This window comes from Streptomyces sp. NPDC090741 (genome assembly GCF_044769045.1).
Lineage (GTDB): Bacteria > Actinomycetota > Actinomycetes > Streptomycetales > Streptomycetaceae > Streptomyces.
The window spans coordinates 270820-291953 of sequence record NZ_JBIVXF010000005.1 but is presented as its reverse complement, the minus strand read 5'-3'; the positions used below and the strand labels follow the sequence as shown (position 1 = coordinate 291953).

Annotated in this window: 20 protein-coding genes; 9 read left to right on the top strand and 11 right to left on the bottom strand. The window is 72.9% G+C overall.

Annotated features, from left to right (window positions below):
• Positions 1–31: 31 nt before the first annotated feature.
• The 3 genes from ACIQU4_RS16300 to ACIQU4_RS16290 all read left to right on the top strand — a co-directional run bounded on the left by ACIQU4_RS16300 (position 32) and on the right by ACIQU4_RS16290 (position 4208).
• Entirely contained in the window at positions 32–628 is a 597-nt protein-coding gene (locus ACIQU4_RS16300; RefSeq protein WP_403730395.1) for a DUF1707 and DUF4190 domain-containing protein, read from the top strand.
• Between the two features lie 249 nt (positions 629–877).
• The gene (locus ACIQU4_RS16295; protein ID WP_403730393.1) at positions 878–2602 is read left to right on the top strand and encodes a hypothetical protein; all 1725 of its coding nucleotides are present in this window, start codon (positions 878–880) and stop codon (positions 2600–2602) included.
• Positions 2603–2615: 13 nt separating this feature from the next.
• Positions 2616–4208: a DUF2142 domain-containing protein gene (locus ACIQU4_RS16290; RefSeq protein ID WP_403730390.1), complete on the top strand. Its 1593-nt coding sequence runs from the start codon at positions 2616–2618 to the stop codon at positions 4206–4208.
• A 44-nt stretch (positions 4209–4252) separates the two neighbouring features.
• On the opposite strand, the gene ACIQU4_RS16285 is transcribed toward ACIQU4_RS16290, so the two are convergent.
• The gene (locus tag ACIQU4_RS16285; protein WP_403730387.1) at positions 4253–4996 is read right to left on the bottom strand and encodes a carbon-nitrogen hydrolase family protein; all 744 of its coding nucleotides are present in this window, start codon (positions 4994–4996) and stop codon (positions 4253–4255) included.
• Between the two features lie 120 nt (positions 4997–5116).
• Here ACIQU4_RS16285 and ACIQU4_RS16280 point away from each other — a divergent pair, with 120 nt between their 5' ends.
• Positions 5117–5767 (top strand): hypothetical protein, encoded by a 651-nt coding sequence (locus ACIQU4_RS16280; protein WP_403730384.1) that lies wholly within the window; start codon positions 5117–5119, stop codon positions 5765–5767.
• Positions 5768–5807: 40 nt separating this feature from the next.
• Here ACIQU4_RS16280 and ACIQU4_RS16275 read toward each other — a convergent pair whose 3' ends face one another.
• Positions 5808–6386, bottom strand: a complete 579-nt coding sequence (locus tag ACIQU4_RS16275; RefSeq protein ID WP_030160516.1) for a TetR/AcrR family transcriptional regulator — start codon at positions 6384–6386, stop codon at positions 5808–5810.
• Positions 6387–6591: 205 nt separating this feature from the next.
• Between ACIQU4_RS16275 and ACIQU4_RS16270 the strand changes: the two genes are divergently transcribed.
• Positions 6592–9069, top strand: coding sequence for a beta-glucosidase (locus ACIQU4_RS16270; protein ID WP_403730381.1), 2478 nt, complete (start codon positions 6592–6594; stop codon positions 9067–9069).
• A gap of 84 nt (positions 9070–9153) precedes the next feature.
• Here ACIQU4_RS16270 and ACIQU4_RS16265 read toward each other — a convergent pair whose 3' ends face one another.
• Positions 9154–10062 (bottom strand): SGNH/GDSL hydrolase family protein, encoded by a 909-nt coding sequence (locus tag ACIQU4_RS16265; protein WP_403730379.1) that lies wholly within the window; start codon positions 10060–10062, stop codon positions 9154–9156.
• Between the two features lie 250 nt (positions 10063–10312).
• On the opposite strand from ACIQU4_RS16265, the gene ACIQU4_RS16260 reads away from it, so the two are divergent.
• Positions 10313–10807, top strand: a complete 495-nt coding sequence (locus tag ACIQU4_RS16260; protein ID WP_030160508.1) for a DUF3145 domain-containing protein — start codon at positions 10313–10315, stop codon at positions 10805–10807.
• A gap of 70 nt (positions 10808–10877) precedes the next feature.
• Here ACIQU4_RS16260 and fabF read toward each other — a convergent pair whose 3' ends face one another.
• The 5 genes from fabF to ACIQU4_RS16235 all read right to left on the bottom strand — a co-directional run bounded on the left by fabF (position 10878) and on the right by ACIQU4_RS16235 (position 15766).
• Positions 10878–12143 carry a beta-ketoacyl-ACP synthase II gene (fabF, locus tag ACIQU4_RS16255; protein ID WP_403730376.1) on the bottom strand — a complete coding sequence of 422 codons (1266 nt, stop codon included), beginning with the start codon at positions 12141–12143 and terminating at the stop codon, positions 10878–10880.
• A gap of 79 nt (positions 12144–12222) precedes the next feature.
• Complete coding sequence (locus ACIQU4_RS16250; RefSeq protein ID WP_385583237.1) at positions 12223–12471, bottom strand: acyl carrier protein; 249 nt, start codon at positions 12469–12471, stop codon at positions 12223–12225.
• Positions 12472–12529: 58 nt separating this feature from the next.
• Positions 12530–13534, bottom strand: coding sequence for a ketoacyl-ACP synthase III (locus tag ACIQU4_RS16245; protein WP_403730373.1), 1005 nt, complete (start codon positions 13532–13534; stop codon positions 12530–12532).
• A gap of 19 nt (positions 13535–13553) precedes the next feature.
• On the bottom strand, positions 13554–14471 hold the full coding sequence (locus tag ACIQU4_RS16240) for an ACP S-malonyltransferase (RefSeq protein ID WP_403730371.1): 918 nt from the start codon (positions 14469–14471) through the stop codon (positions 13554–13556).
• Between the two features lie 89 nt (positions 14472–14560).
• Positions 14561–15766, bottom strand: coding sequence for a CdaR family transcriptional regulator (locus ACIQU4_RS16235; RefSeq protein ID WP_030160498.1), 1206 nt, complete (start codon positions 15764–15766; stop codon positions 14561–14563).
• Between the two features lie 81 nt (positions 15767–15847).
• Between ACIQU4_RS16235 and ACIQU4_RS16230 the strand changes: the two genes are divergently transcribed.
• Positions 15848–16501, top strand: a complete 654-nt coding sequence (locus ACIQU4_RS16230) for a pirin family protein (protein ID WP_403730367.1) — start codon at positions 15848–15850, stop codon at positions 16499–16501.
• 25 nt (positions 16502–16526) lie between these two features.
• Here ACIQU4_RS16230 and ACIQU4_RS16225 read toward each other — a convergent pair whose 3' ends face one another.
• Positions 16527–17345 carry a serine hydrolase domain-containing protein gene (locus ACIQU4_RS16225; RefSeq protein ID WP_403730950.1) on the bottom strand — a complete coding sequence of 273 codons (819 nt, stop codon included), beginning with the start codon at positions 17343–17345 and terminating at the stop codon, positions 16527–16529.
• A gap of 70 nt (positions 17346–17415) precedes the next feature.
• Between ACIQU4_RS16225 and ACIQU4_RS16220 the strand changes: the two genes are divergently transcribed.
• Both ACIQU4_RS16220 and ACIQU4_RS16215 read left to right on the top strand, forming a co-directional pair.
• Positions 17416–17811, top strand: a complete 396-nt coding sequence (locus ACIQU4_RS16220; protein ID WP_037837048.1) for a MerR family transcriptional regulator — start codon at positions 17416–17418, stop codon at positions 17809–17811.
• Positions 17808–18827 carry an aldo/keto reductase gene (locus ACIQU4_RS16215; protein WP_403730364.1) on the top strand — a complete coding sequence of 340 codons (1020 nt, stop codon included), beginning with the start codon at positions 17808–17810 and terminating at the stop codon, positions 18825–18827. Before ACIQU4_RS16220 ends, ACIQU4_RS16215 begins: the two co-directional genes overlap by 4 nt.
• Before the next feature lie 111 nt (positions 18828–18938).
• On the opposite strand, the gene ACIQU4_RS16210 is transcribed toward ACIQU4_RS16215, so the two are convergent.
• Positions 18939–19790, bottom strand: coding sequence for a DUF4429 domain-containing protein (locus ACIQU4_RS16210; RefSeq protein ID WP_403730361.1), 852 nt, complete (start codon positions 19788–19790; stop codon positions 18939–18941).
• A gap of 75 nt (positions 19791–19865) precedes the next feature.
• A complete protein-coding gene (locus ACIQU4_RS16205) occupies positions 19866–21101 on the bottom strand; it encodes an alpha/beta hydrolase (protein WP_403730357.1) in 1236 nt (411 codons plus the stop codon).
• Positions 21102–21134 lie beyond the last annotated feature (33 nt).

Sequence of the window (21134 nt, the reverse complement as noted above, 5' to 3'; positions counted from 1 at the left end):
CGTACCGCGCAGGGGCTTCGGAGGTGGCCGGATGGCCGAACAGCCGTGGGGGCAGCCGTATCCGGTCCGCCCACAGCAGCAGTCGTACGGGCAGCCGTGGCAGCCCGCCCCCACCGCGCAGTCCGCGATGCGCGCCTCGAACACCGACCGGGACCGGACGGTGGACGTGCTCAAGGCCGCGTACGCCGAGGGCCGGCTCTCCCGCGACGAGTACGGGCAGCGCTTCGACGCCGCGTACAAGGCGCAGACGTACGGCCAGCTCGCCCAGCTTGTCGCGGACCTGCCGGCCGGGCCGATGCCGGGCCCGTTCGGCGCCGCCGCGGTGGGGCTGCCCGCCGCGTACGGGCCGATGCCGATGCCGATGCCGTTTCCGATGCCCATGCCCCTGCCGGCGCGCCGGGTCAACGGGATGGCGATCACCTCGCTCGCGCTCGGCGTGCTGAGCCTGCCGACGCTCGGCGCCGCGGGCCTGGGCGCCGTGGCCACCGGGCACGTGGCCAAGGCGCAGATCCGTGCGCGCGGCGACGAGGGAGCCGGGCTCGCGACGATCGGCCTGGTGCTCGGCTGGCTGTCGGTGGGTGGCTGGGTGCTGCTCTTCCTGCTCGCCGGGTTCGGGGCTCTCGACTGACCGGGCCGTCCCGGCCGGCTGCCGTCGCCGTTCCGGGACCGGTTCCCGCCGACGGCGGACCGATAGTATGCGTGGCGGCAAGCGCCGAGGCTGTCCCACACCGTCCTTGAGTCCGCTGCCCGCCGCCGTCGTCCGGAGCCGTCGGAGCTTCCGGGCGCCGAAGCCGTGGGCCCGGAGCCGGGCAGTGGATCGCCGAGAACGACGACCGGCCGTCGCGCCGAGCACCGACCAGCAGTAGGGACACCGTCAGTGACAGTCAGTACCGAGGGGCCGGCGGCCGTGCGCCCCGTTCCCCCGAGCGGACCGGCCGCGAACGCCCCCGGCAGCTCGAAGTCCCCGGATGCGGACCAGGCCCCGCGGCGCGCCCTGCGCTCCCGCGGCGGGCTCCTGCTGCTGGAAGCCGCCGTGGCGTTCGCCGCGGCGCTGGTCCTCCCGCTGCTGGCACGCGGCTTCAAGCTCAACCCGCTCAACCGGATCGCGCAGGTCAGCGGCCTGGCCGCGATCCAGCTGCGGTTCGCGCTGGTCGGGCTGCTCTTCATCGCCGCCGTGGTGCTGGCGATGCGGCTGCGCGGCGGCCGTCACTTCGACCTCGCCACGCGCCTGGCCGCCGCGGCCCTCGCGGGCCTGGCCAGCGGCTTCGTCGCGGCGGGCGCCGTCGTCGCGCTGCTGGGCACGCCGTGGCCGATGTTCGGCCTCAACGGCGACAGCGGCCGCATCGTCGAATGGGCCCACGCCGTCGCGAACGGGCAGCCCTCGGGCTCGCCGGTCTACCCGCCGATGCCGCTCTACACCCTCGGGTACTACGCCGAGTGGTTCCACGGCGGCAACACCGCGTACGCGTTCAAGGACCTCCAGATCCTCGGCGCCGCCGCCTTCGGTCCGCTCGTCTACCTCGCCTGGCGGACGCTGCTGAGCCCCGTCCGGGCGCTGGCCTTCGGCGTCGTGCCCGCGTTCGCGCTGATCGACTCGTACAAGCCGTACAGCCAGACCGTGCTCGTGCTGCTGGTCCCGGTGCTGGTGGCGATGGTCGTGGCGCTGCGCCGCAGCGGCACCGAGGGCTGGCGCCCGCTGCTGCTCAAGGGCGCCGGGTTCGGCGCGGTGCTGGGCCTGCTGTTCCTCACGTACTCGGGCTGGTTCCTGTGGAGTGCGGCCGGCGTGCTGTTCGCCGCCCTGCTGTACTTCCCGTGGAAGACCGGCCGGCTCAAGGGCGCGGCCTTCATGGGCAGCGCCCTGGCGGTGTTCCTGGTGGTGGCCGGGCGCTACCTGATGGTCATGCTGAAGGAAGGGCAGACCACCAAGGACTACAACTTCCGCTTCGACAACTTCACCGACCCGGCCTACTACCTGATGTGGCGCACGGACATGCCCGGCAAGGTGGGCGACTGGCCGCCGCCGGGGGAGTTCGGCGGGGTCGGGCTGTTCGCCCTGGTGACCTTCGTGTGCCTGGGCGCCGCGATCTGGCTGGGCCTGCGCAAGCCGCTGGTCGTCACCATCGCCGCGATGTTCATCAGCGCGTGGGTCATGCGCATGTACATCGCCTCGCACATGTACGAGACGCAGACGGTCCAGCTCTACACGCGCACCAACAACCAGCTGCTCTACTGCGGGCTGATCCTGTGCGCGCTGGTGGCGCACCTGGTCTCGCTGAAGCTGGCCGAGCGGCGCACGGCGTCCGAGGCGTCCGAGACGTCCGAGACGTCCGAGGCGAGCGCGTCCGCGGCCGCCGCCGGCCGTACCGGCTTCCCCGGCCGCGAGGGCGCCGTGATCGGCACCCTCTGCGCCCTCCTCCTGCTGCTCGGCACGGTCTCCTCGTCGATGTCCGACCGCTACATGCCGGCGCAGGACGGCACCTACCGGATCCTCCCCTGGGTCTCGCACACCATCCGGCAGCAGGACGGGAAGTGTCCGAAGTTCGCGCCGAAGGGCGAGTGCTCCAAGGACGGCGACCAGAGCTGGCTGAGCTACATCCGATGATCAGAAGGAAGCGATGATCCCCGCACTGACGCGCCTGGCCGACCGGTCGGCCCGGACCCCGAAGCGGCTCTGGGCCATCGCCTTCGCGCTGTTCTTCACGCTCGCGGCCTCCTGGTCCGCCGCCACCCCGCTCGGCGGCTCCCCGGACGAGCACGCCCACTTCATCCGCGCGGCCGCCGTCGCCCGGGGCCAGATCGGCGGCCCCGAGGTGATGGTCCCGCACATGGTGGCGGGCATCGAGGGCAAGTTCGCCGAGACCGGGGTGCAGCTCCCCGAGTGGTACAAGCCGCTGCCCAAGCAGCACGAGTGCTATGCCTGGCACGAGGACAAGTCCGCCTCCTGCGCGCCCGCGATCGGGCACTCGGAGAAGACCGTCCAGGTCACCACCGCCGCCGGCCGCTACCACCCGGCGTACTACCTCGTGACCGGCTGGCCGAGCCTGCTGGTCGACGGCCCGAAGGGGCTGTACCTGATGCGGCTGATGTCGGCGGCGCTGTGCTCGGCGCTGCTGGCCAGTGCCGTGGTCACGGCCGCCGAGTGGCGGCGCGGGCGCTCGGTGGCGCTGCTCGGCGTGTTCACCGCGGCGACGCCGATGGCCCTGTACATGGCCGGCATGGTCAACCCCAGCGGCGGTGAGATCGCCGCGGGCATCCTCGTGTGGACCGCCCTGCTGTCGATCCTGATGTCGCCCGATCCGCGGCTGCTGGGCCGGCGGCTGGCCCGGGTCGGCATCGGCGGGCTCGTACTGATCAACATCCGCCCGCTGGGGCTGATCTGGTTCGCCGGGGCGGTCTTCTTCGCTCTGCTGCTCGCCCACCGCGGCGTCCTGCGCTCGGTGCTGCGCCGCAAGGCCCTGTGGGTCTGGACCGCGCTGCTCGGACTGGCCACGGCCGGTGCGCTGCTCTGGGCGCGGGCGCATCCCGACAACTCGGTGATCAATACGCCCAAGACGCTCACCGCCAAGGAAGCCGCCCGGCAGACCTTCGGCAACACCGAGACGTACGTCCACCAGATGCTCGGCTACTTCGGCTGGCTGGACACCCCGGCGCCCGCCTTCACCTGGCTGGTCTGGCTGGGCGTGATCGCGGTCGTCACCGCGCTGGGGCTGGCGTACGGGCGGATGCGCGAGGCGGTGGCGCTGGTCGGCATGCTCGTGGCCATCGTGGTGGTGCCGGTGGCGGCCCAGGCCTCACAGGCGGAGCAGCTCGGCATGGTCTGGCAGGGCCGCTACCTGCTGCCGTTCGCCGTGGGCCTGCCGCTGATGGCGGTGCTGATCTGCGCGAGCCGCGCGCCCGAGCGGGGGTTCCCGTGGCGCAGGCTCGTCGGCTTCGGCGTCGCCGCGCTGGCGCTGGCGAACGCGGCGGCGTTCTTCTGGGCGCTGCGGCGCTTCGCGGTCGGCGTCAACGGGCCGTGGGTGCCGTTCTCGGCGCACTGGGCACCGCCCGGCGGCTGGGTGCTGTGGACCGGCGTGTACACGGTGGCGGCGTTCGCCCTGGTGCTGCCGGCGCTGGTGCGGGACCGCGAGCCCGTCGAGGTGGAGGCTCCCGCGGAGCGGGAGGGCGGCACCCGCTCCGGTCGGCATTCGAAGGTCCCGGCGATCGGCTGACGGCTCGGCGGCCGGACCGGCTCGGCGGCCGGACCGGCGGGCCGTCAGGCGCCGGTCTCGGCCGTCGCCACCTCGGCCGTCGCCACCTCGGCCGTCACCACGGAGGCCGTACGGTCGTCCGCCTCGGCCAGCAGCGCGCCGCCCGGGGCCCAGACCGCGGCGCGCCCGCAGCCGGTCCACGGGCCCGCCGGACCGACGTGGTTGGCGAGGACGACGTACAGGCCGTGCTCCTCGGCGATCCCGGGGTACACCGTGGCCCGCTCCCGGATGCCGTCGCCCGTCCCGTACAGGGAGCTCGCCAGGTGGACCCGGCAGCCGTCCGCCGCCGCGCGGCCGGTGAGCTGCGGGAAGTGGTTGTCGTAGCAGACGCCGAGCGAGAAGCGGATCCCGCCGAGCGCGAAGCGGCCCGGGCTCCCGCCGGCCGCGAACACCCCCTGCTCGTGCCCGTACAGGTGCTGCTTGGCGTACGTCGTCACGTGCCTGCCGTCCGCCCCGTAGACCAGGGTCGCGAGGACGGGCAGCGGACCGGCGGTGCGCAGCGCGGCGTTGACCGCGACCGCGATGCCGGCGGAGCGCAGCGGATCCAGCCGGGGGTCGTCGGCGTCCGCCAGCCACAGCCCGGGGTCGGCTGCCAGGGCCTCCAACTCGTAGCCGGTGAGGGTGAGCTCGGGGAACACGACGAGCTCGGCGCCCTGCGCCCGGGCCTCGGCGGCGAGCGCGACGCTCCGCTCCGTGTTGGCGGTTATGTCGGCCGGAATACAGCTGAGCTGTGCTGCTGCGATCTTCACCGACCCAGCATGCCAGCCGGCCCCCGACATCCGGCGGCCGGTACGGGCTCGACGAGGAGGCGCGGCCGGACGATGCTGTAACCGTCCGCGTACTCACCGGAGTTGACGGAGGATCGGCCGATGCCCGAATGGATCCACCCGGTCCTCGCCGGCGCCTTCCTGGTCGTGTCGTACCGCCTGGTCCGCACGAGCGGCGCCGGGCTGCGGGTGGCCGTGCTCCTCATGGCCCTCCTGAACGCGGGCGTGCTGTGGCTGCTCGCGGCCACCGGGCCGGCCCGGGCCGTGGTCGCCGTCGCCCTGGTGTCCCTGGCGGCCGCGGTCCACAGCCTGCTGGCGGCGGCGCGGACCCTGGCGGCCCGCATCCAGCGGGTCGACACCGAAGCCTTCCGCAGCCTGGTCCGGCAGGCGGCGGACGCCGCCGGTCCCCAGGTCGTGGGCGTGTGCGTGATGTTCAGCGGCGCGCTCGCCCTGACCGCCTTCACCGACGACGCCCACCCGGAAGGCCACCAGTTCCACCTCATGCCCGGCGCGGACTGCCCGTTCTGCCTGGTGGAGGACCAGATCCGGGATTTCCTCGGCCCCGCCGACCCGCTGCTCGCCGCGTACCGCACCCACCTGGAGGAGGGCAGCAGCCGCCACCTGCTGGTCAAGCGGCGCTCGGAGCGGGAGCCCTGGACGGGACGCCTGCGCGACCGGGTCCACTACCGGGTCCCCGCCCCGGCCCGGCGCCCGCCCTGCGCCGTCCACGACCCGCTGCTGGGCCGTCCGTAGAACGTCCGTAGAACGTCCGTAGAGCGTCCGTAGACCGCACCTAGCCCGCTTCAGGGCCGCGCAGCAGGGTCAGGAAGGAGCGGAAGGCGGCCGGCATGTCCACCGACTCGGGGGCGAGCAGCCACTGGTACTGGAGGCCGTCCATGACCGCGGTCAGCAGCGGGGCCGCCTGCTCCGGGGTGAGGCCCGAGGGCAGCCGGTCCCCGAATTCGGCGCGCAGCACCGCCGCCATCTCGGAGCGGACCTGCGCGTAGCGCTCGGTGAAGAACTCCCGCGCCGGATGCCCGTCGGTGACGCTCTCGCCCAGCAGTGCCGAGAAGGTCTGCACGATGCCGGGACGCATGGCGTTGTACTCCACCAGCGAGGCCAGCAGGTCCAGGCGCCAGGTGCCGGCCGAGGCGCGCGAGCCGCCGCCGGTGTCCCAGCGGTCGCGCTCCTCCAGCACCGCGACCAACAGCGCCTCCTTGGTCGGGAAGTAGTGCAGCAGCCCCTGCTGGGTCAGGCCGACGCGCTCGGCCACCGCGCCCAGCGACGCACCGCGGTAGCCGCGCTCCGCGATCACCTCGACCGCCGCGCGGACGATGTCGCCGCGCCGTTCCTCGCTCCTCGCCCTGGCCATCGCCCCGGCACCTCTTCCGCTCACGCCGTGCCCCGCCTCGGCGGCGGGACCGTACGTACGTTATCGGAATATCACGAACACATTACGAACCCTACCGCTCTACCGGTATCGGGTCCACGATGGGGGACACCCTCGCACCGCACCGCACCGCACCGCACGCACGCACCCGCACGCATCCGCACGCACTCAACGAGGAGGCACGGCCGTGACCGATGCCGATCAGGTCCGCCACGACGCCGTAGAGGCGGCGCTCGGCAAACTGGACCTCGACACCAAGGCCCGCCTCCTGGCCGGCCAGGACATGTGGTCCCTGCCCGCCGTACCCGAGATCGGGCTGAAGTCCCTGGTCATGTCCGACGGTCCCATCGGGGTCCGGGGCGTGCGCTGGACCGCCGACGACCCGTCCATCGCCCTGCCCTCCCCGACGGCGCTCGCCGCCGCCTGGGACCCGGCGCTCGCCCGCCGCGCCGGCCGGCTCCTCGCCCAGGAGGCCCGCCGCAAGGGCGTCCACGTCCTCCTCGCCCCCACCGTCAACCTGCACCGCTCCCCGCTCGGCGGCCGGCACTTCGAGTGCTACTCCGAGGACCCGTACCTCACCGGCGCCATCGGCACCGGCTACGTGAACGGCGTCCAGGACGGCGGTGTCGGCACCACCGTCAAGCACTTCGTCGGCAACGACGCGGAGACCGAGCGCTTCACCGTCGACAGCGTCATCGCCCCGCGCCCGCTGCGCGAGCTGTACCTGGCGCCCTTCGAGGCCATCGTCGCGAACGCCCACCCCTGGGGCATCATGACGGCGTACAACCAGGTCAACGGCACGACGATGACCGAGCACCAGTACCTGGTGAACGAAGTCCTGCGCGGCGAATGGGGCTTCGACGGGTACAACGTCTCCGACTGGATGGCCGCCCGCTCCACCACCGGCGACATCCTCGGCGGTCTCGACGTCGCCATGCCCGGACCGCAGACCGTCTACGGACCCGCCCTCGCCGCGGCCGTCCGGGCCGGGGAGGTCCCCGAGTCCGCCGTGGACGAGGCCGTGCGCAACGTCCTGCGCCTCGCCGCCCGCGTCGGGATCCTGGAGGGCGCGCCCGCAGCGGTCACCGAGGCCCCGGCCCCGATCGACGGGCAGGTGCTGGCCCGCGAGCTCGCCGCCCGCGGCTTCGTCCTCGTACGCAACGAGGCCGTGTCCGGCGAGCGGCGAGCCCTCCCGCTGGACGCCGCCCCCGGCCGCACCGTCGCCCTGCTCGGCGCCGCCGCCCGTGACGCCCGCGTCCTCGGCGGCGGCTCTGCCACCGTCTTCCCCGAGCGGATCGTCTCCCCGCTGGACGGGCTGACCGCCGCCCTCCCGGAAGGGGCCCTGACCTTCGCCGTCGGAGCCGACCCCTCCGACGAACTCACCCCTGCCGACAAGGGCTTCGCGCTCCGCGCGATCTGCCGCGACGCCTCCGGCGCCGTCCTCGGCGAGGGCAGCCTGCCGACCGGCCAGGTCCAGTGGATCGGCGACGACCTGCCGGCGGGCGCCTCGTACGAGACGATGGCGAGCATCGAGGTCACCGGTACGTTCGCGCCGCGCGAGAGCGGCGAGCACGCCTTCGGCACCCGCGGGCTCGGCGCGTTCACCCTCGCCGTCGGCGGCGAGACCCTCTGGGACGGCGTCCAGGCGATGGGCAACGAGGCCGACCCCTTCGAGGCCTTCTTCGGCGCCCCCAGCGAACGCGCCCGCGTCACGCTCGCCGAGGGCGAGGCCGTCGAGGTCTCGCTGACCTTCCAGGTCCCCGACACGAGCACCCTGCCGCTCAAGGCGATCATGTTCTCGCTGCTCCACCTCGGTCCGCGGCGCGCCGCCGACGAGCTGATCGCCGAGGCCGTGGCCGCCGCCCGCGCCGCCGACACCGCCGTCGTGGTCGTCGCCACCACCGAGCGCGTGGAGTCCGAGGGCTTCGACCGGCGCGACCTCTGCCTGCCGGGCCGCCAGGACGACCTCGTGCGCGCCGTCGCCGCCGCCAACCCGAACACCGTGGTCGTCGTCAACGCCGGCTCCCCGGTCGAACTGCCGTGGCGGGACGAGGTGGCCGCCGTACTCCTGACCTGGTTCCCCGGGCAGGAGGGCGGGGCCGCGCTGGCCGACGTACTGCTCGGGCTCGCGGAGCCGGGCGGGCGGCTGCCCACCACCTGGCCCGCGCGGTTCGCCGACGCGCCGGTCACCGAGGTGATCCCGGCCGAGGGGCGCCTGGAGTACACCGAGGGCCTCTTCATCGGCTACCGGGCGTACGAGCGCCACGGCATCGCCCCCGCCTTCCCGTTCGGGCACGGCCTCGGCTACACCGACTGGGCGTACGAGTCCCTGGAGGTCACCGGGACCACCGCCCGGGTCCGCGTCACCAACACCGGCGCCCGGCCCGGCCGTGAGGTCGTCCAGGTCTACCTCGCCCCCGTCGCCGAGGAGTCCGACGGCGCGCGGAGTGCGGCGGTGGAGCGTCCGGCGAGCTGGCTGGCCGCGTTCGCGGGTGTAGAGGCGGGCCCCGGCGAGAGCGTCGAGGCCGAGATCGCCCTGCCCGCCCGCGCCTTCGAGATCTGGGACGAGCGGGCCGGCCGCTGGCAGCGGATCGGCGGCACCTACGAGGTCCGCGCGAGCCACGCCCACGGCGACACGCGGCTGACGGCGACCCTGGAGATCTAGAACCTCCTGGCCGGCCGGAAACCACCCATGAACCGGACCGGGGGCGGGCCCTGACACCCGCCCCCGGTCCCCATTCGGCTCATGTCAGCGCGGCGGCTCGGCCGCCGTCACCTGGCGGTGCGCCAGCTCCGCGAGCCGGGCCTGCCCGTCCTTGCCCGGGTGGAACCAGTCCCATCGGCTCAACTGGTCCGCGGCGAACGGGTACTGGAACACCGCGCCGCCGTCGTAGCGGCACAGCGCGTCCTTCGAGCAGACCTCGCGGAGCACCTCGTTGTACTCGACCACCCGTGCCCGCACCTGCTCGCGCCGGGCCGTCGCCCCCGCGGCCGCCGACAGCGGGTCCGCCAGCATCGACTGACAGATCCCCAGCTTCCAGATCTGCCGCACCACCGGGGTGTCCTTGCCCTGCTCCCACAGCCGCTGAAGGTCCGGCACGCTGGAGACGTACACCTGGGACACGGGGGAAGCCGCGCGCAGACCGGCGAGGGCCTTCTCGAACCCGGCGCGGAACTCCGCCACCGGCGTCATCGACGAAGCCGTCGGCCGGCAGGCGTCGTTCGAGCCCACCATCACCGTGACCAGGTCGGGCTTGTGCTCGGCGGCCGAGGCCAGCTGCCCCGCCAGGTCCGCCATCCGCGAACCCGTCACCGCGTAGTTCCAACTGCGCGCCGGCACCTCGGCCTCCCCGAGCAGCCGGGCGGCGAGGGAGCGGACGGCGGGATCGCTCCCGGTGGCCCAGGAGACCTCGGGGCAGTCCGCCAGGACCGAACAGGCGTCGAAACCCCGCGTGATGGAGTCGCCGACGGCGGCGATCGACGCGGGCGCGGTGTTCCAGCGCGGCCCTGCCTGCGCCCCCCGCTCACCCTCCGTGTCCGACCCGCCCGACTGACACCCGGTCAGCACCCCGGCCAGGAGGGCCGCCGCCGCGCCCGCGCCCACGAGGGTCCGGCGCCGGGACGTGCGCGCGCGGCGTCGTGTGGCGGTGGTGCGCATCGGGTGGTTCCCCTCCTCGTCGCCCCACGTCCTCCGGGGGCGTCCTGCTGAGTGAATGCTCTGCGTTTGGCGGCCTCGGACCGACCGTACGTCACACCATGACCCCTGGCGCACGGTAGCTTTTTCCCGTGGCGTTTCGGCCGCAGGTCCCGTGGCGCAATGTCAAATAATTTCCGTTACATTACATCACGTCACATACTGTCCGTTTTCTGGAGTTTATTCCCGACCTCGTCCCACACTGGAGGTCCCGGTGACGACACGTGGAGTTCTGTACGTGCATTCCGCTCCGCGCGCGCTCTGCCCGCACGTGGAATGGGCTGTTGCGGGCGTGCTCGGGGTGCGGGTGAACCTCGACTGGATCAGGCAGCCCGCCTCCCCCGGCACCTGGAGAGCCGAGTTCTCGTGGCAGGCCGAAGCGGGCACCGCCTCGAAGCTCGCGTCCGCGCTGCGCGGCTGGCACCTGCTGCGCTTCGAGGTGACCGCGGAACCCTGCCCCACCGCCGAGGGCGAGCGTTACAGCTCCACCCCGGAGCTCGGCATCTTCCACGCCGTCACCGGCATGCACGGCGACATCCTGATCCCCGAGGACCGGCTGCGCGCCGCCCTCGCCCGCTCCGCGCGCGGCGAGACCGACCTGGAGGCGGAGATCGCCAAACTGCTCGGCAAGCCCTGGGACGACGAGCTGGAGCCCTTCCGCTACGCGGGCGAGGGCGCCCCGGTCCGCTGGCTCCACCAGGTCGTCTGAGCCTCGGGGATGCGGAAAGGGCCCGCCCGGCGAGTGCCGGGCGGGCCCTTTCGTACGTACTGCTCGTCGGCTAGACGCTGCGGAAGGCCAGCGTCACGTTGTGGCCGCCGAAGCCGAACGAGTTGTTGATCGCGGAGATCGGGCCGTCGGCCGGCAGCTTGCGCGGCTCGCCGACGACGATGTCCGCGTCGATGTCATCGTCGAGGTCGTCGATGTTGATGGTCGCCGGAGCGATCCGGTGGTACAGCGCGAGCACGGTCGCGACGGTCTCGATACCGCCGGCACCGCCCAGCAGGTGGCCGGTCATCGACTTGGTCGCGGAGATCGCGATGTGGTCGAGGTCGTCGCCCAGGACCTTGCGCAGGGCCTTCAGCTCGGCCGTGTCACCCTGCGGGGTCGACGTGGCGTGCGCGTTCAGGTGGACCAGCTCGGCCGGGTCGAGACCCGTGTTGTCCAGCAGGTTCTGCACCGCGGCCGCGACACCGCGGCCGGTCGGCTCCGGCTGCGCGATGTGGTGGCTGTCCGCGGACAGCCCCTGGCCCAGCACCTCGCAGTAGACCCGGGCGCCGCGCTCGGCGGCGTGCTCGGCGGACTCCAGGACGACGACGCCCGCGCCCTCGCCGAGGACGAAGCCGTCGCGGGCCTTGTCGTACGGGCGGGAGGCCTGCTGCGGGTTCTCGTTGTTCTTGGACATCGCCATCATGTTGGCGAACGCGGCGATCGGCAGCGGGTGGATCGCCGCCTCGGTGCCGCCCGCGACGACCACGTCGGCGCGGCCGGTACGGATCATCTCGACGGCGTAGCCGATGGCCTCGGCGCCCGAGGCGCACGCGCTGACCGGAGTGTGCACGCCCGCCTGGGCGTTGACCTCCAGGCCGACGTTGGCCGACGGGCCGTTCGGCATGAGCATGGGGACGGTGTGCGGGGAGACCCGGCGCACACCCTTTTCCTTCAGTACGTCGTACTGGTCGAGCAGGGTGGTGACGCCGCCGATACCGGAGGCGATCACGGTGCCCAGACGCTCGGGGGCGATGGCCTCGTCCTCGCCGGCGGGAGCGGTGTAACCCGCGTCCGCCCAGGCCTCACGGGCCGCGATGAGGGCGAACTGCGCCGAGCGGTCGAGCTTGCGGGCCAGCGGGCGGGGGAGTACCTCGCTCGGGTCCACGGCGGCCTGTGCGGCGATGCGGACCGGCAGTTCGGCGAAGCGCTCGCCCTCCAGGGGCGAGACGCCGGACCGGCCGGCGAGCAGGCCTTCCCAGGTCGAAGCGCTGTCGCCACCCAGCGGAGTGGTTGCGCCGATACCGGTGACGACCACGGTGCGATTGGTCGGGCTCACAGGAATTCTTTCTCCACGTCTAAGGGGGTGCTGAATTGTCACGGCGCCACCGCCAGGTGGCGACAAACGCTCGTCAGGCTCAGGCCTGGTGCTTGAGGATGTAGTCCGCGGCGTCGCCGACCGTCTTGAGGTTCTTGACGTCCTCGTCCGGGATCTTGACGTCGAAGCGCTCTTCGGCGGCGACGACGACCTCGACCATGGAGAGCGAGTCGACGTCCAGGTCGTCGGTGAACGACTTCTCGGACGCGACGTCCTCGACGGGGATGCCGGCGATCTCGTTGACGATCTCCGCGAGACCCTCGATGATCTCTTCCTGCGTGGCGGCCATGTGGCGCTCCTTCTATAGCTAACTGGGGTGAAGCGGGGCGGGATGTGGTTCCCGGACCCTAGGGGAGGGTAACGACCGTCGCGGCGTAGACGAGTCCCGCCCCGAAGCCGATGACGAGCGCGGTGTCGCCGCTCTTCGCCGCTCCGGTCGCCAGGAGCCGCTCCATAGCGAGCGGGATCGAGGCGGCCGACGTGTTGCCGGTGGTCTCCACGTCACGGGCGACCGTGACGTGCTCCGGCAGCTTCAGAGTCTTCACCATCGAGTCGATGATCCGCATGTTTGCCTGGTGCGGGATGAAGACGTCCAGGTCCTCCGCGGTGATCCCGGCCGCGTCGAGCGCCTGCTGGGCCACCTTGGCCATCTCGAAGACGGCCCAGCGGAAGACCGCCTGACCCTCCTGCGTGATGGCCGGAAACTTCTGGGAGCTGTCCGTGCTGCGGAACTCGTCCCACGGCACGGTCTGCTTGATCGTCTCGGACTTGTCGCCCTCCGAACCCCACACCGTGGGGCCTATGGCCGGCTCGTCCGAGGGGCCGACGACCACGGCGCCGGCGCCGTCGCCGAACAGGAAGGCCGTCGCACGGTCCTCCAGGTCGGTCAGGTCCGACAGCCGCTCCACGCCGATGACGAGGACGTACTGGGCCGAGCCCTCGACGACGAGGCCCTTGGCCAGCGTCAGGCCGTAGCCGAAGCCGGCGCAGCCGGCGGAGATGTCGAACGCGGCGGGCTTGACCGCGCCGATCCGGTGCGCGATCTCGGTCGCGACGGCCGGGGTCTGCTTGAAGTGCGAGACCGTCGAGACGATCACGGCGCCGATCTGCTCGGGCGAGACGCCGGCATCGGCCAGCGCCTTGCCGGAGGCCTCCACCGACATCGCGGCGACGGTCTCCTGGGGCGAGGCCCAGTGCCGGGTCGCGATGCCGGAGCGCGAGCGGATCCACTCGTCGGACGAGTCGATCGTCTCCAGGATGACCTCGTTGGAGACCACCCGGGTCGGTCGGTAGCCGCCGACGCCGAGAATGCGGGCGTACGGGGAGCCCTTGGCAGGCTTGATCTTCGACATGCTGTGTGGGCTCCTTCTCTCAGGCCGCGTGCTCGGCGACGAGCGCGGCGGCCTTGTCGAGATCGTCCGGGGTCTTCAGGGCCACGGTCGGCACGCCCTTGAGCGCGCGCTTGGCCAGACCCGTCAGAGTGCCACCCGGGCTGAGCTCGATGATCCCGGTGACGCCCAGTTCGCCGAACGTCTCCATGCACAGGTCCCAGCGGACCGGGTTCGCGACCTGGCCGACCAGGCGGGCGACGACGTCGGCGCCCGTGGTGACGACGTGGCCGTCCTTGTTCGATACGTACTTCAGCTCCGGGTCGGCCGGGGCGAGGGCCTGCGCGGCCTTCTCCAGCGTGGCGACCGCGGGAGCCATGTGGTGCGTGTGGAAGGCGCCCGCGACCTTGAGGGCGACGACCTTCATGGAGCCCTCGGGCTTCTCGGCCACCAGGGCCTCGATCTGCTCCATCGTTCCTGCGGCGACGATCTGGCCCGCGCCGTTGATGTTCGCCGGGGTCAGACCCAGCTTCTCCAGGTGCGCGACGACCACGGCCTGGTCGCCTCCGAGCACCGCGGCCATGCCCGTCTCGGTGACGGCGGCGGCCTCGGCCATCGCCAGACCGCGGGTCCGTACGAACGACAGCGCGTCCGCGTCGGACAGCACACCGGCGTACGCGGCGGCGGTGATCTCGCCGACGCTGTGGCCCGCGACGGCGCCGAAGGCCGTACCGGAGCCCAGAGCCGAAGCGGACAGGAGACCGGCGGCCACCAGCAGCGGCTGCGCCACCGCCGTGTCGCGGATCTCGTCCGCGTCAGCCTTCGTGCCGTAGTGGGCAAGGTCGAGCCCGATGGCGTCGGACCATGCGGCGACGCGGTCAGCGGCGCCGGGGAGGTCGAGCCAGGGAGTCAGGAAGCCGGGCGTCTGTGCGCCTTGGCCGGGAGCGACGAGTACGAGCACCCTCACACTCTCTCTTGTGGACGGTCCCCGCCGCCCGTGGGGACAGGGACGAAGAACCGTCGGGGTAATTGTTGATGTCCGACAAAAGTCTAGGACTGCTGATCGCCGTCGGCCAGACGCCCGAGGATCAAGGCGATCCGCAACGTGAACGCAGATCGGACATCGGACGGTGACCAGCCGGTGACGTCAGTCACACGTCGCAGCCGGTAGCGCACCGTGTTCGGGTGCACGAACAGCATCCGCGCAGCCCCCTCCAGGCTGCTCGCCTGCTCCAGATACACGCTCAGCGTCTCCAGCAACGCCGACCCCGCCTCTTCCAGCGGTCTGTAGATCTCCTCCACCAACTGCTCCCGGGCGGAGGGATCCGAGGCGATCGCGCGCTCGGGCAGGAGATCGTCCGCCAGCACTGGCCGCGGGGCGTCCTGCCAGGCCGTACACGCCTTCAGCCCGGCCGCCGCGGCCTGCGCCGACTTGGTCGCGTTCAGCAGATCCGGAACCACCGGACCGGCCACCACCGGGCCCGCCGCGAACGGCCCGATCAGCGATTTCGCGACCTGGATCGGGTTGTCGCTGCCGCCCGCGATCACCACCAGCCGGTCGCCGAGCACCCCCGTCAGGACCTGGAGCTTGTGGTGCCGGGCCGCGCGCCGGATCGCCTCGACCGTCAGCTCGCTGTCTCCCTCCGGCGCGGTGCCGAGCACCACGCACACGTGCTCCGGCGAATTCCAGCCAAGTGCGGCGGCCCGCGACAGCGCGCCCTCGTCCGCCTCGCCGGACAGCACCGCGTTCACGACGAGGGACTCCAGCCGGGCGTCCCACGCCCCGCGCGCCTCGGCGGCCTGCGCGTACACCTGGGCCGTCGCGAACGCGATCTCCCGGGCGTACACCAGCAGCGCCTCGCGCAGGATCGACTCGTCGCCAGGCGCCGCGACCTCCTCGATCGCGGTCTCCATGACCTCGATCGTCGTCCGGACCATCTCCACGGTCTGGCGCAGGGTGATCGCCCGGGTCAGCTCGCGCGGAGCCGTCCCGAAGACGTCCGTGGAGATCGCCTGCGGAGTCTCCGGGTGCCGGAACCACTCCGTGAACGCGGCGATGCCGGCCTGCGCGACCAGGCCGATCCAGGACCGGTTCTCCGGGGGCATCGCCCGGTACCACGGCAGGGTCTCGTCCATGCGGGCGATCGCGTTCGCGGCGAGCCGGCCGGAGGACTTCTCCAATCGGCGCAGCGTCGCGGCGTGCGGATGGGCGGGAGCGGGATGCGCGGGGGAATGCTCACGTTCGGGTTGGGGCACGGGACAAGACTGCCTTATCGGGGCGGCGGCGCGGAGTCCGGTCCCGCGGCGCTCCTCCACCGGGGGACTACGGTGACTTCCATGATTGACGTACGCCGCGGGGCCGACCGGTACGCAGGCGGGGATCCGGACGCCGGGATCACCACCGCGCACGCCTTCTCGTTCGGCCCGCACTACGATCCGGACAATCTGCGCTTCGGCCCGGTCCTGGCCTGCAACGAGGAGAGGCTCGCCCCGGGCGCCGGCTTCGACGAGCACCCGCACAGCAACACCGAGATCGTCACCTGGGTCGTCGAGGGCGAGCTCACGCACAAGGGCAGCACGGGCGAGAGCACCGTGGTCCGGCCCGGTGACGTGCAGCACCTGGCCGCCGGATCCGGAGCCCGGCACATCGAGCGCAACGACGGCGCGGCGCGGCTGCGCTTCGTGCAGATGTGGCTCGCGCCGCTGGCCGCCGGCGGGGAGCCCTCGTACGCGCTGGTCCGGCAGATCGCCGACGGCGCCCCGTACGAGATCCCCGCGGCAGGCGCAGTCCTGCACGTGCGCCGGCCCGGCGCGGGCGAGCGGGTGGCCGTACCGGCGGCGGAGCAGATCTACCTGCACGTGGTACGCGGGGACCTGCGGCTGGACGGGGAGGAGCTCGGCCCCGGGGACGCGGCGCGGATCACCGGGGAGCAGGGCCTGGAGATCGTCGCCGGGTCCCCGGGCGAACTGCTGATCTGGGAGCTTCCCTAGGCCGTGCCTTTCGGATCATGCGGGCCTACCGGCCGGCGAGCTCGGCGAGGACCGCGTCGGTGAACGGAGGCCAGGCCTGAACGGCCCACGGGCCGAAGGCGCGGTCGGCCAGCGCCACGCACGCGGCGCGGGCGTCCGGATCCACCCACAGGAAGGTGCCGGCCTGCCCGAAGTGGCCGAAGGTGCGCGGCGAGGACGAGGCGCCCGTCCAGTGCGGGGACTTGCCGTCGCGGATCTCCATGCCGAGCCCCCAGTCGTTGGGGGACTGGATCCCGTACCCCGGGAGCACCCCCTTGAGCCCCGGGTGGACCACGGACGTGGCCTCCGCGACCGTCCGCACGTCGAGCAGCCGCGGCGCCTGCAGCTCGGCCGCGAACCGGACGAGGTCGGAGACCGTCGAAACCCCGTCCTTGGCCGGCGAGCCCTCCAGCGTGGTCGACGCCATGCCGAGCGGCTCGAACACCGCCTGGTGGACGTAGTCCGCGAACGGGATGCCCGTGGCCTTGGTGATGTGGTCGCCGAGCACCTCGAAACCGGCGTTCGAGTACAGCCGGCGCGTACCGGGCGCGGCCATCGCGCGGTGCTCGTCGAACGCCAGCCCGCTGGTGTGCGCGAGCAGGTGACGGACCGTCGAACCCTCGGGCCCGGCCGGCTCGTCCAGCTCGATCGCCCCCTCCTCGTACGCGACGAGCGCGGCGTACGCGGCGATGGGCTTGGTCACCGAGGCCAGCGCGAAGCGGTGGTCCAGGGGCCCGTGGGAGCCGGCCAGGCTCCCGTCGGCGCGCACCACGGCCGCCGCGGCGGTCGGTACCGGCCAGTTTTCGATGGTCCGCAGACTCTGCAGGGTCTCCACGCTCTCCATGCGGCCGAGCCTACTTGCTTGGAGTGCACTCCAAGGTTTTAGCGTGGTCGTCATGAGCCTGACGGAGACGCGGTACACGATCAGCGAGGTCGAGGCCCGGACCGGTCTGACCCAGCACACGCTGCGCTGGTACGAACGGATCGGCCTGATGCCGCACGTGGACCGCTCCCACTCGGGACAGCGCCGGTTCAGCGACAAGGACCTCCACTGGCTGGCCTTCGTGGGCAAGCTGCGCGCCACCGGGATGTCGGTGGCCGACATGGTCCGCTACGCCGAACTCGTGCGCGAGGGCGAGCACACCGTCGACCAGCGGCGCGAACTGCTGGAGCAGACGCGGCGCGAGGTGCGTGCGCGGATAGCGGAGCTGAACGACGCGCTCGCCGTACTGGACTTCAAGATCGACATGTATGCAACGGGTACGACCGCGGGGAAGGCGACACGACAATGACGCAGAACACCACCATCGAGCAGGTCGAACTCGGCAAGGGAGGCCCGCTGGTGGGCGTCCAGGGCCTCGGCTGCATGGGCATGAGCGAGTTCTACGGGGAGACCGACGAGGCACGGGCCCGTGACACCCTGGAAGCCGCCCTGGCCACCGGGGTCACCCTCTTCGACACCGCGGACAGCTACGGGCGCGGCGCCAACGAGAAGTTCATCGCGCCGTTCGTGGCCGAGCACCGGGACGAGATCACCCTCGCCACCAAGTTCGGCATCGAGCGCACCGACGACCCGCAGCACCGGGGCATCCGCAACGACCGCGCGTACATCCGCCAAGCCGTGGAGGACAGCCTGCGCCGGCTCGGGACCGATGTGATCGACCTCTACTACATGCACCGGCGCGACCCGGCCGTGCCGTTCGCCGAGTCGGTGGGCACGATGGCCGAGCTGGTGCAGGAGGGCAAGGTGCGCCACCTGGGGCTCAGCGAGGTCACCGGCCCCGAGCTGCGCGAGGCGTACGCGGTGCACCCGATCGCGGCGCTCCAGTCGGAGTGGTCGCTGTTCAGCCGGGACGTGGAGCGCACCGCGGTGGGCGCGGCGGCGGAGCTGGGCGTGGCCTTCGTGCCGTACTCCCCGCTCGGGCGCGGCTTCCTGACCGGCTCGTTCGCGGACGCGGCGGCGGACCTTTCGGCGGCGGACTTCCGCCGCTTCCAGCCCCGGTTCACGGGTGACAACGCCAAGGCCAACGCGGAGCTGCTGGCGCCGGTGCGGGAGATCGCGCAGGCGCACGGGGCGACCCCGGCGCAGATCGCGCTGGCCTGGGTGCACCAGCGGGCGCAGGTGCACGGGCTGACCGTGGTCCCGATCCCGGGCACCCGCAAGACCGGCCGCCTCGCCGAGAACACCGCCGCGACCCGGATCGCGCTGACGCCGGCGGAGCTGGCGCTGCTGGAGCCGATCGCCGCCCATGTCGCGGGCGACCGCTACCCGGACATGACCTGGACCTCCGCGGGCCGCGAGGGCTAGGCGCTCTCGTGTCCGGCCGCGGCCGCCGCCGGGGGGCCTCCCGGCGGCGGCCGCGGAGGGCGGGCGTCAGCCGGTCGCGCGTCAGCCGGTCGCGCGTCCGCCTGGCGTGCTTCAGGCTTCGGCGGCGAAGCGGTCGCGCAGCGCCGCGTACTCGGCGTCCGTCAGCAGACCAGCGCTGTACAACTCGCCCAGGTGGTGCAGGCGTTCGTCCGTACGGGCCGCCGGGACCGAGGCCACCGGGGCACGGCCGCGCAGGGCGGCGAGGACGGCCGCCGCGAACGGCAGCGACTCGTGCACCGACCCGTACCCGACGGCGAACACCGCGGCCGCCAGGTCGTGGTCGGGCCGCGGGTCGGCCACCGCGTCCCGCAGCAGCAGCCGCAGGTGGCCGCCCGGGCCCTCCGGGGAGCTCCACTCGACGCCGGCCAGCGCGGTCAGCGGGTAACGCTGGTCGCCCGCCTTCCACTTGGTGCTCGTGGCCCCCGTGCGTGACCAGTGGAAGGTGACCGCCGAGCCGTCGAAGCCGAGCCGCGCGTCGTACGCCTTCAGCTGCAGCGGAGGCTGCGGCACCTGGACCAGGAAGCGCTCCGCCGGCTCGGCGGCCTCCGGGCCCAGCCGGTCCCGTACGGCGTCCGCGAACTCGGCGGCCTGCCCGGCCCGGTCGCCCGGCAGCACCAGCCGGTACGGATCGCAGACCTCCCGCAGCTGCCCGGCGGCGGCCTCCATCAGCGGATCCGCGCCCGTCCGCGGCACGGCACGCAGAACCACCGCGTCCCGTCTCCCCCCGGATCCGGCCGCGCTCACGCTCACCCCCGCCAACGCCTCGAAGGGGATGCGCCGCTCCCCGAGGGCGTGCAGGAGTCTCGGCGTCCTCGGCGTTCTTATCCCCCGTGCGAAGCGGATGAGCACCGAGTCCGAGTCGAACTCCCAGACGGCATGATTTCCGGCCAGTACGTCACCCATGCGGCACATGGTAAAGGGACGCACCCCCGTGCGTCCCCCTCGGTACGAAGCCCGTTTTCCAGGGCTCTACGCGTGTCAGTCCCCGTCTGTCCCGGAAATTCCACGCCGGCACGCATCGTCGCCGGTCGCGCACGTGACGGAATCGAACGCGCCGGTTCCGATTTTGGCGAAGTTGTCCAGGGATCCGGTGCCTGGCTCGAAATAGCCGGTGTGGAGCTTCGCCCCGGCCGAGGACAGCACCCGCGATCCGAACTCCGGCGACACCGGGTCCGCCCCGTGGCCGACCCCGCCGACCTCCAGGTGCGGTACGTCCGCGATCCAGTCCCCGGCGTCCCGCGTGGCCCACACCCGGGCGGAGGTGTGCAGGTCGGACACCGACTCAGCGCGCATCCCCGGGCTGCCCGCCACCACCACGTCCGTCACCGACTCCGGCAGCGCGTGCGCGGCGACCCCGCACACCACCGAGCCGTAGCTGTGGCAGAACAGCGCCACGCTCGCGTCCCCGGGCAGCGCCGCCGCCAGGGACTCCAGCCGTACGGCTCCGTCCACCGCCATCCGGCCGGTGGCCGCGTCCATGCCGACACCGGTCGGCGCGGTGTAGCCGGCCCAGGCGATGACCGCGGTCCGGCTGCCGGGAGCCTGCGCGCGCTGGGCCTCGTACAGCGACCGGGCCATGCCGGCGGGCGCGATGAGGCGGCGCTGGGTGCGCTCGAAAGTGAGCACGTCGGTGTCGACGCCGGGGACGACCACCGAGATCCGGTCCGCCCGGTCGAGGTCGCCGAACACCTCGGCGACCCGGCCGCCGCCGGTCGGGTCGAAGGCGAGGATCTGCCGGCCCGGCTCGGCCAGGGACTCGAAGCGGTGGGCGCGCCGGCCGGCCGTGGTGCGGTCGGCCGGGGTCAGACTGACGTCCCGGCTGCGGGCCTCCTCCGCCCGCTCGGCCAGCTCCAGGCCGCGCAGGTTGGCCCGGTAGCGCAGCGCGGCGGGCACCCCGTCGAGGTTGCCGACGACCAGGGGGTACCCCTCGGCCAGCCGGGCCCGCTGGGATCCGTCGAGGCCGGCGAAGAACCGGGCCACCGTCCGTACGGGGGCGTCGGCGGCCGGCACCGGGCGGCCGTCGATCCGGGCCGAGGCCCAGGAGGCGAGGGCGGTGGTCCGCAGAGTGGTGCCCGCGTCGGGGCGGTGCACCGCGGTCCAGCCGGTGGTCGCCAGCATGATGAAGACCACCGCGAGCGCGAGCAGGGTGCGCAGGGCGGCGGGGCGCGGGTCGGCGCCGATGGCGGTGGAGTGGGCGAGGCCGGGCAGGTTCACTGGGACCAGCGTAGGAGACCGGATCCGGCCACG

Excerpts from the sequence above, each read along its gene's own strand:
- ACIQU4_RS16250 (WP_385583237.1), bottom strand. The coding sequence starts at position 12,471 with ATGGCCGCCACGCAGGAAGAGATCATCGAGGGTCTCGCGGAGATCGTC.
- ACIQU4_RS16265 (WP_403730379.1), bottom strand. The coding sequence starts at position 10,062 with ATGCGCACCACCGCCACACGACGCCGCGCGCGCACGTCCCGGCGCCGG.
- ACIQU4_RS16245 (WP_403730373.1), bottom strand. The coding sequence starts at position 13,534 with ATGTCGAAGATCAAGCCTGCCAAGGGCTCCCCGTACGCCCGCATTCTC.
- ACIQU4_RS16280 (WP_403730384.1), top strand. The coding sequence starts at position 5,117 with ATGCCCGAATGGATCCACCCGGTCCTCGCCGGCGCCTTCCTGGTCGTG.
- ACIQU4_RS16210 (WP_403730361.1), bottom strand. The coding sequence starts at position 19,790 with ATGGGTGACGTACTGGCCGGAAATCATGCCGTCTGGGAGTTCGACTCG.
- ACIQU4_RS16300 (WP_403730395.1), top strand. The coding sequence starts at position 32 with ATGGCCGAACAGCCGTGGGGGCAGCCGTATCCGGTCCGCCCACAGCAG.
- ACIQU4_RS16220 (WP_037837048.1), top strand. The coding sequence starts at position 17,416 with ATGAGCCTGACGGAGACGCGGTACACGATCAGCGAGGTCGAGGCCCGG.
- ACIQU4_RS16215 (WP_403730364.1), top strand. The coding sequence starts at position 17,808 with ATGACGCAGAACACCACCATCGAGCAGGTCGAACTCGGCAAGGGAGGC.
- ACIQU4_RS16275 (WP_030160516.1), bottom strand. The coding sequence starts at position 6,386 with ATGGCCAGGGCGAGGAGCGAGGAACGGCGCGGCGACATCGTCCGCGCG.
- ACIQU4_RS16230 (WP_403730367.1), top strand. The coding sequence starts at position 15,848 with ATGATTGACGTACGCCGCGGGGCCGACCGGTACGCAGGCGGGGATCCG.
- ACIQU4_RS16290 (WP_403730390.1), top strand. The coding sequence starts at position 2,616 with ATGATCCCCGCACTGACGCGCCTGGCCGACCGGTCGGCCCGGACCCCG.